This is a genomic window from Streptomyces sp. AK02-01A (assembly GCF_033795305.1).
Classification (GTDB): Bacteria; Actinomycetota; Actinomycetes; order Streptomycetales; family Streptomycetaceae; genus Streptomyces.
Window position 1 is genome coordinate 89,554 of the sequence record NZ_JARBAE010000030.1, and the last position, 7,043, is coordinate 96,596.

A 7,043-nucleotide genomic window follows, 5' to 3' on the forward strand; every position below is an offset into this window, starting at 1 on the left:
AACCAATCAGGAGGTGCGGCCGGAAGCGCGAGCGGGCAGCGGAAGCGGGTGCAGCGGGTCCAGGGGTGGTTAGGCTTGGCTAAGTCTAGCCATCTGTTTCGCGCCACCGACCTGGGCACAATGGCTCTCATGGCCTCTCTGACAACTCGGCACGCACCCACGGTCGGCTTCGACCTCGATATGACACTGATCGACTCACGACCCGGTATCCGCGCCGCCTACCAGGCCCTTTCCGCCGAGACCGGCGTCCCGATCGACGCCGATCTGGCCGTCACGCGGCTCGGCCCGCCGCTCGAACTGGAGCTGGCGAACTGGTTTCCCGAGCACCGGATCGCGGAGATGGGCGACCGCTACAGGGAGATCTATCCCACATTCGCCATCGCTCCGACTCCGGCGCTGCCGGGTGCTCGTGAGGCCGTCGCGGCCGTCCAGGAACTGGGCGGCCGCGCGATCGTCGTCACCGCCAAGCACGAGCCGAACGCCAAACTCCATCTCAGCCACCTCGGCATCGAGCCCGACGCGGTCGTCGGCTGGCTGTGGGCGGAGGCCAAGGCGCGGGCGCTGCGCGAGCACGGCGCGACGGTGTACGTCGGCGACCACACCGGCGATGTGCGCGGCGCGCGCACGGCCGGGGCCCTCTCCGTGGCCGTACCGACGGGACCGTGCGACGAGGAGGAACTGCGCGCGGCCGGAGCGGATGTGATCCTGCCGGACCTGACGGCGTTTCCGGCCTGGCTGGAGCGTTACGCCGCGGGCGAGCCGGAGGCCCGCTCGGCGTGACGCCCCGGAGCGCTCAGGCGGCCGGTGTGGCCGCCGACTTGGCCTGCCTGCGCTGCGCCGCGATCGCGCGCAGCACACCGGCGGCGGCGATCACGAAGCCCACGCCCATCAGCATGCAGACGGCGTAGGCGATCGACGGGAACGGGTCCGTGCCGAGGAACAGCGGGGCCACGGTGGCGAGAGTGGCCACGGCGCCGACGATGAAGACGATCGCGCCGACACGGACCAGCCGGTCGCCGGGTCCGGCCTCGTCCGCCGCGCGGGATGAAGGAGTAGCAGTCACCCCACCAGGGTAGTTCCCTGCGGACAGCAGCGGACAGGAACCATCCGGCGACGTCTTGTCACCAGCCCCTGGACCATTAGCCTTGGGGGTGGCGGGTCGGTTGACCCGCTGTAGTGCTATCCAGAGCCGTTTTCGCGCGCCAGCGCCCCAACGAGTACGAGGACGAGGACAGACGTGCCTACCGGCAAGGTCAAGTGGTTCAACAGCGAGAAGGGCTTCGGCTTTCTCTCCCGTGACGACGGCGGCGACGTCTTCGTCCACTCGTCGGTCCTCCCTGCCGGAGTCGACGCACTCAAGCCCGGCCAGCGCGTGGAATTCGGTGTCGTCGCAGGCCAGCGCGGTGACCAGGCGCTGTCGGTGACGGTCCTCGACCCGACTCCCTCCGTCGCGGCGGCCCAGCGCCGCAAGCCCGACGAACTGGCCTCCATCGTCCAGGATCTGACGACCCTGCTGGAGAACATCACGCCGATGCTGGAGCGCGGCCGGTATCCGGACAAGGTCCATGGCGCGAAGATCGCGGGCCTGCTCCGCGCGGTCGCGGACCAGCTCGACGTCTGAGCTCGACGTCCGAGCGACGTCACACACAGAGTCCGTACCACTGAAGCGGATTCCGCGAATCAGACAAAACGCAGCGCGTCGGGGCCGAGGGGCGGCACCAGTCCCTCGGCCGCCGCGCGGGTGAGCAGCCCGCGGACCGCCGCGTAACCGTCGTCACCGAGGTCCGCGGTGAACTCATTGACGTACAGACCGATGTGCTGGTCGGCGACCGACGGATCCATCTCCTGGGAGTGCTCCAGGACATACGGGCGGGAGATCTCCGGGTCGTCCCAGGCCATCCGGACCGACTCGCGGGCCGAGTCGGCCAGCCGCCGGAGGGTTTCGGCGCCCAGCGAGCGCTTCGCGATGATCGCGCCCAGCGGGATCGGCAGGCCCGTGGTGGCCTCCCAGTGCTCGCCCATGTCGGCGAGCGAGTGCAGCCCATAATCCTGATAGGTGAAGCGCGCCTCGTGGATGACGAGTCCGGCGTCCACCTTGCCGTCGCGCACCGCCGGCATGATCTCGTGGAACGGCAGGACGACCACCTCGCCCACACCACCGGGGACGACATCCGCGGCCCACAGCCGGAAGAGCAGATAGGCCGTGGACCGCTCGCTCGGTACGGCCACGGTCTTACCGGTCAGATCGGTGCCCGGCTCCTTCGTGAGGACGAGCGGGCCGCAGCCCCGGCCGAGCGCGCCGCCGCACGGGAGCAGCGCGTACTCGTCGAGCACCCACGGCAGTACGGCGTACGACACCTTCAGCACATCGAACTCACCGCGCTCCGCCATACCGTTCGTGATGTCGATGTCCGCGAAGGTGACATCGAGACCGGGCGCGCCCGGCACCCGGCCGTGGGCCCACGCCTCGAAGACGAAGGTGTCGTTCGGGCACGGCGAGTAGGCGATCCGCAGATTCGGCAGGGTCATGACGGCTCCTCGAAGACCGGGGTGAGCAGCGTGAACGCGGACCGCAGTGAGTCCAGCGCCTGGCCGATGCGCCAGTCGGCGCGGTTACGGGGACCGACGGCGTTGGAGATCGCGCGGATCTCCGCGCACGGCACGGAGTGGACGGCGGCCGCCTCCGCGACACCGAAGCCCTCCATCGCCTCGGCGGCGGCGCGCGGGTGACGCGCGGTCAGCCGGGCCGCACCGGCCGCGGTGCCGGTCACGGTGGAGACGGTGAGCACGGGCGCGAGCACCGCGCTGGTCACCGGATCCGCGTTCAGGATCTTGGCCATACGGCCCGTCAGCTCGGCCGGCGGACGGTGAACGCTCCTGCCGAAGCCCAGCTTCTCGATCGGCACATAGCCGTCGGGAGTGTCGGCGCCCAGCTCCGCGGCGATGATCGCGTCCGCGACGACGAGTGAGCCGAGCGGCGCGTGCGGCGGGAAGCCGCCACCGACACCGGCCGAGATCACCAGATCGTACGGAGGGTCGTACGGAGAGGACGCCAGAGCTGTCGCCGTGGCGACCGCCGCCGCCGTCGGACCGATCCCGCCCGCCAGAACGTCCACCACGGGTATCTGCACGGACGACGGACGGGGCGCGTACTGCGCGTGGCCCCGTATCTCGTAACCGCCCGTCATCTCCCGCACACCGAGGCCCGCGAAACGCGCCAGCCCCGCGACGACGGAGTCGGCCTCCGCCACCACCGCCGTCACCACAAGCACACGCAACGCGGAGCCTCCCAGAGGTGCCCGGCCGCCCGGATCAACGGGTCACCGGGCCGGGACAGGACGTCGGGTCAGGAACTCTTCTTGAACTCGAAGTGCCAGATGCCGGTCAGCTTCTTGCCGCTGGTCTCCACGATGCTGACCTGCGTGTCGCTCGTGGTCTCACCGGTCTGGCTGGTGAAGAAGGCATTGCCCGGGATGGTGCGGTACGTCTTCTTGTACGGCTCCTGCTCGGCCTGCTGGCCGTTGATGAAGAGCGTCCAGCCGTTGTCCGCGATCTCCGGGTCGACGCCGAAACGGACCTTGTCGTCCATGCCGATCTCGATGGTCTTGTCCGCCTTCTTGTTCAGGCAGGACTGGATATCGGTCTCGGGGATCGCCTTGCCGTCGTCGTAGCAGGACGCCTCGGTGTTGATCGAGTCGCCGCCGACCGTCACGGTCGCGAGCGGCGTCGGCTTGTCACAGGCGGCCAGGACGAGGAGTCCCGCGGAGACAGCGCCGAGGGCGACACCGGCCCGGCGGGCCCTACCAGAGAAGAACGCAACGGTCATGGTCCGAAGGCTATCGGTCGCCCGGTCCCGCGCTGCGCGGGGGTGCGGCGAGCCGCCGTCCGCTCACGCGACGCGCGGATGCGGTGAGCCGCGCCGGGCCGTGGTCAGCAGGCCCCGCGCGGCGGCGAGCGCTCCGGCCGCGACGATCCCGGCTGCGACGGACATGCCCAGCACGCCGTTGAGCGGCAGCGCGATACCGATCGCGCCGCCCACCACCCAGGCCATCTGGAGCAGCGTCTCGGAGCGCGCGAAGGCGGAGGTACGCACCTGTTCCGGGACGTCCCGCTGGATCACCGCGTCCAGGGACAGCTTCGACAGCGCCTGCGAGAGACCGGCGACCGCGCACAGCACGGCCATCAGCGCGCCGCCGAAGAGCAGCGCCGCGAGGATCGCCGCGGACAGCGCGATGCCCAGCATCGTCGCGATGATCAGTTCGGGCCCGCGCGCCTTGAGCCAGGCCCCGACAGCGGTGCCCAGCGCGTTGCCCGCGCCGGCCGCGACACCCACGACACCGAGCGAGAAGGCCGCGCTGTGACCGGAGAGCGGGTGTTCGCGCAGCAGGAACGCCAGAAAGAAGATCAGAAACCCGGAGAGCGCGCGGTGGGCCGCGTTGGCCTGAAGGCCGTGCAGCACCGACGGGCCGACCGTACGCAGACCGGGCCGCTTCTCCTGGCGGGTGACCAGACGCGCCTTGCGCTCGCCTTTCGCCGAGTCGACCTTGGGCGGCAGCGTGAACGCCAGGAACGTACCCACGAGGAAGATCACGCAGGCGCCGTAGAGCGGCCACGGCGACCCGATCATCTGGAGTCCCGCGCCGATCGGCGCGGCCACACCGGTGGCCAGCAGGCCGGCGAGCGTGACCCGGGAGTTGGCGCGCACCAGCGAGAAGCGCGGCGGCAGCAGCCGGGGCACGACCGCGCTGCGGACCACTCCGTACGCCTTCGAGGCGACCAGCACACCGAGCGCCGCCGGATAGAGCTCCAGACCGCCGGTGGCCACCAGGGTCGACATGGCGATGGCGAGCACGGCCCGGGTGAGCATGGCGCCCGCCATGGCGGCGCGGCGGCCGTGCGGCACGCGGTCGAGGAGCGGACCGATCACCGGGGCGAGCAGCGCGAACGGGGCCATCGTGATGGCGAGATAGAGCGCGACGCGGCCACGGGCCTCGTCGGTCGGTACGGAGAAGAACACGGTCGAGGCGAGAGCGACGGTGATCATGACATCGCCCGCGCCGTTCACCGCGTGCAGTTCGATCAGCTTGCCGAGCCCGGACTCGCCCGCGCCGTGCGCGTGCGTGGCCTTGCGGATGCCCTTCGCGGTACGGGCGAACGGATAGCGCAGGACACGACCGATTGCCCGCGCCGTCCTGCGGAGCGGGCCGGCTGCGTCGTCGGACGACCTTGCGGCTGCCACTCCGTCATAGTGCCCCAAGGGCCCCTGGTGCGAACCGATCCCGCGCGTGACGGGGCCGTGACGGCGCCATGACGGGCGAGCCGGAACGTGTTACCGCTGGGCCAGGAGGTGTTCACCGGGGTCGGGAACAGGTCACCGGCGAGCGCTCCGCGCGGGTTCTCCAGCACAGGCCCGAATCGTGCCTCGCAGGGTCACGGCCTTGTTGCGGTGTGGCCCGAAGTACGGGAAAGGCGGCGTGCAGGTGGGCGGGGGGCGGCGGAGAGGGTAGCGTGCGTAGCGCGCCACCGGCGGTTGTTCTCGGCCGCGCGCCTCTTTGTCATCCCGCAGAATGGATGACGGTAGGTGTGCCCGAGGAGAGGTCGGGCGTGGACGTCGATGCGGCCCTCAGGTCCGCTCCGCCCTCGGCCCGTACATCGCGAATCGGCCGGCGCACCCGTGAGACGGCGTAGGAGAGAAGCGAGACCTGTGAGTGCTGCGACGACGCGAAGCCGAATCCCTGACCGTCTGTGCGCCGAGGCGGTAGACCTCGCCAGGTCGGCCGCCGAGGAGGTGGCCGCGCCCGGGGTCGTCGGAGAGCATGTCTCGGTGGTGGCGGACGGGGACCGCGTCGTCACGCACTTCTTCGAGTGCAAGGAGCCCGGCTACCGGGGCTGGCGCTGGGCCGTGACGGTCGCGCGGGCGTCCCGCGCGAAGACCGTCAGCCTGGACGAGACGGTCCTGCTGCCGGGACCGGACGCGCTGCTGGCGCCCGAATGGGTGCCCTGGAGCGAGCGGCTCCGGCCCGGCGACATGGGCCCCGGCGACCTGCTGCCCACCGAGGCGGAGGATCTGCGGCTGGAGCCCGGCTACACCGGCGAGGACGTGCCGCCGCCGAACTCCGTGGTGTCGGACACGGTCACTCCGCAGAATCTCGTGGATCTCGTCGAGGCGGAGGACGCGGAGCCGGCGGAGGACGACGAGCCGGCGACCATCGAACGCGGCACGATCGCCTCGGTCGCCGAGGAACTCGGCATGCGCCGGGCGCGGGTGCTGTCGCGGTACGGGCTGCATGTGGCGGCCGACCGCTGGGACGAGGCGTTCGGCGCGAAGACGCCCATGGCCCAGGCGGCACCGGCGCCGTGCGTCTCCTGCGGCTTCCTGCTGCCGCTGGCGGGCTCGCTGCGGCAGGCCTTCGGCGTCTGCGCGAACGAATTCTCTCCGGCGGACGGCAGGGTCGTCTCGCTGGCGTACGGCTGTGGCGGCCACTCGGAGGCGGCCGTGATGCCGACGCCCTCGCGGCCGTCGCCGCCGGTCCTGGACTCGATGGCGGCGGACGCGTTCCCGCTGCGGCCGTCGCGGGACAGCGGCTCGGTCCCGGCCGAGGAGGACGAGTCGGAAGACCTGGGCCACTCCTGAGGTGCGCCTCGCGCCTCCGGCGGGGGTTGCGGGCTTGTGCGGTCCGTTGCGGGTGCGGTCCGGTGGTGCGGGTCGCCTCCGGCGGGGGTTGCGGGTTGCGGTCCGGTTTGGGCGGGGCCCGGTGGTGCGGTGCGCCTCCGGCGGGGGTTGCGGGTTTGCGCGGTGCGTTGTGGGTGCGGTCCGGTGGTTCCGTGCGGGTCGCCTCCGGCAGGGTTGCGGGTTGCCGTCCGGTCTGGGCGGGGGCCGGTGGTTCCGTGCGGGTTGTCGCCGGGTGTCGTTCCGGGATGGTGTCCTGGACTGCATGATTTACGGCGCGTGCGGCCCGGCTGCCGAGTGACTCGTAGGCGAGCGCCACAAATCACGCTTTACGTCCCGGACACCACCCCTGCACGACCCCCTCCACCTCCCT

The 7,043-nt window shown here is 71.2% G+C and carries 8 protein-coding genes; 3 read left to right on the forward strand and 5 right to left on the reverse strand.

Annotated features, from left to right (window positions below):
• The first annotated feature begins 129 nt into the window (after positions 1–129).
• Positions 130–780 (forward strand): HAD family hydrolase, encoded by a 651-nt coding sequence (locus PV679_RS24890; RefSeq protein WP_319682605.1) that lies wholly within the window; start codon positions 130–132, stop codon positions 778–780.
• 13 nt (positions 781–793) lie between these two features.
• Here PV679_RS24890 and PV679_RS24895 read toward each other — a convergent pair whose 3' ends face one another.
• On the reverse strand, positions 794–1,063 hold the full coding sequence (locus tag PV679_RS24895; protein ID WP_319682606.1) for a hypothetical protein: 270 nt from the start codon (positions 1,061–1,063) through the stop codon (positions 794–796).
• A gap of 174 nt (positions 1,064–1,237) precedes the next feature.
• Here PV679_RS24895 and PV679_RS24900 point away from each other — a divergent pair, with 174 nt between their 5' ends.
• Positions 1,238–1,621, forward strand: coding sequence for a cold-shock protein (locus PV679_RS24900; protein ID WP_046507938.1), 384 nt, complete (start codon positions 1,238–1,240; stop codon positions 1,619–1,621).
• Between the two features lie 59 nt (positions 1,622–1,680).
• Here the strand turns inward: PV679_RS24900 and PV679_RS24905 are convergent, their stop codons facing one another.
• The 4 genes from PV679_RS24905 to PV679_RS24920 all read right to left on the reverse strand — a co-directional run bounded on the left by PV679_RS24905 (position 1,681) and on the right by PV679_RS24920 (position 5,257).
• Positions 1,681–2,529, reverse strand: a complete 849-nt coding sequence (locus PV679_RS24905) for a 1,4-dihydroxy-6-naphthoate synthase (RefSeq protein ID WP_319682607.1) — start codon at positions 2,527–2,529, stop codon at positions 1,681–1,683.
• Positions 2,526–3,278 carry a futalosine hydrolase gene (locus PV679_RS24910; protein ID WP_319682608.1) on the reverse strand — a complete coding sequence of 251 codons (753 nt, stop codon included), beginning with the start codon at positions 3,276–3,278 and terminating at the stop codon, positions 2,526–2,528. The genes PV679_RS24905 and PV679_RS24910 overlap by 4 nt, the downstream gene beginning before the upstream one ends.
• 68 nt (positions 3,279–3,346) lie before the next feature.
• Positions 3,347–3,826, reverse strand: coding sequence for a DUF2771 domain-containing protein (locus PV679_RS24915; protein ID WP_319682609.1), 480 nt, complete (start codon positions 3,824–3,826; stop codon positions 3,347–3,349).
• Between the two features lie 63 nt (positions 3,827–3,889).
• Positions 3,890–5,257 carry an MFS transporter gene (locus PV679_RS24920; protein ID WP_416069791.1) on the reverse strand — a complete coding sequence of 456 codons (1,368 nt, stop codon included), beginning with the start codon at positions 5,255–5,257 and terminating at the stop codon, positions 3,890–3,892.
• Positions 5,258–5,704: 447 nt separating this feature from the next.
• Here PV679_RS24920 and PV679_RS24925 point away from each other — a divergent pair, with 447 nt between their 5' ends.
• On the forward strand, positions 5,705–6,634 hold the full coding sequence (locus tag PV679_RS24925; protein WP_319682611.1) for a DUF3027 domain-containing protein: 930 nt from the start codon (positions 5,705–5,707) through the stop codon (positions 6,632–6,634).
• Positions 6,635–7,043: the final 409 nt, after the last annotated feature.

Bases quoted from the DNA above. Each gene is read 5' to 3' on its own strand.
- PV679_RS24890 (WP_319682605.1), top strand. From the start codon at position 130: ATGGCCTCTCTGACAACTCGGCACGCACCCACGGTCGGCTTCGACCTC.
- PV679_RS24905 (WP_319682607.1), bottom strand. From the start codon at position 2,529: ATGACCCTGCCGAATCTGCGGATCGCCTACTCGCCGTGCCCGAACGAC.
- PV679_RS24915 (WP_319682609.1), bottom strand. From the start codon at position 3,826: ATGACCGTTGCGTTCTTCTCTGGTAGGGCCCGCCGGGCCGGTGTCGCC.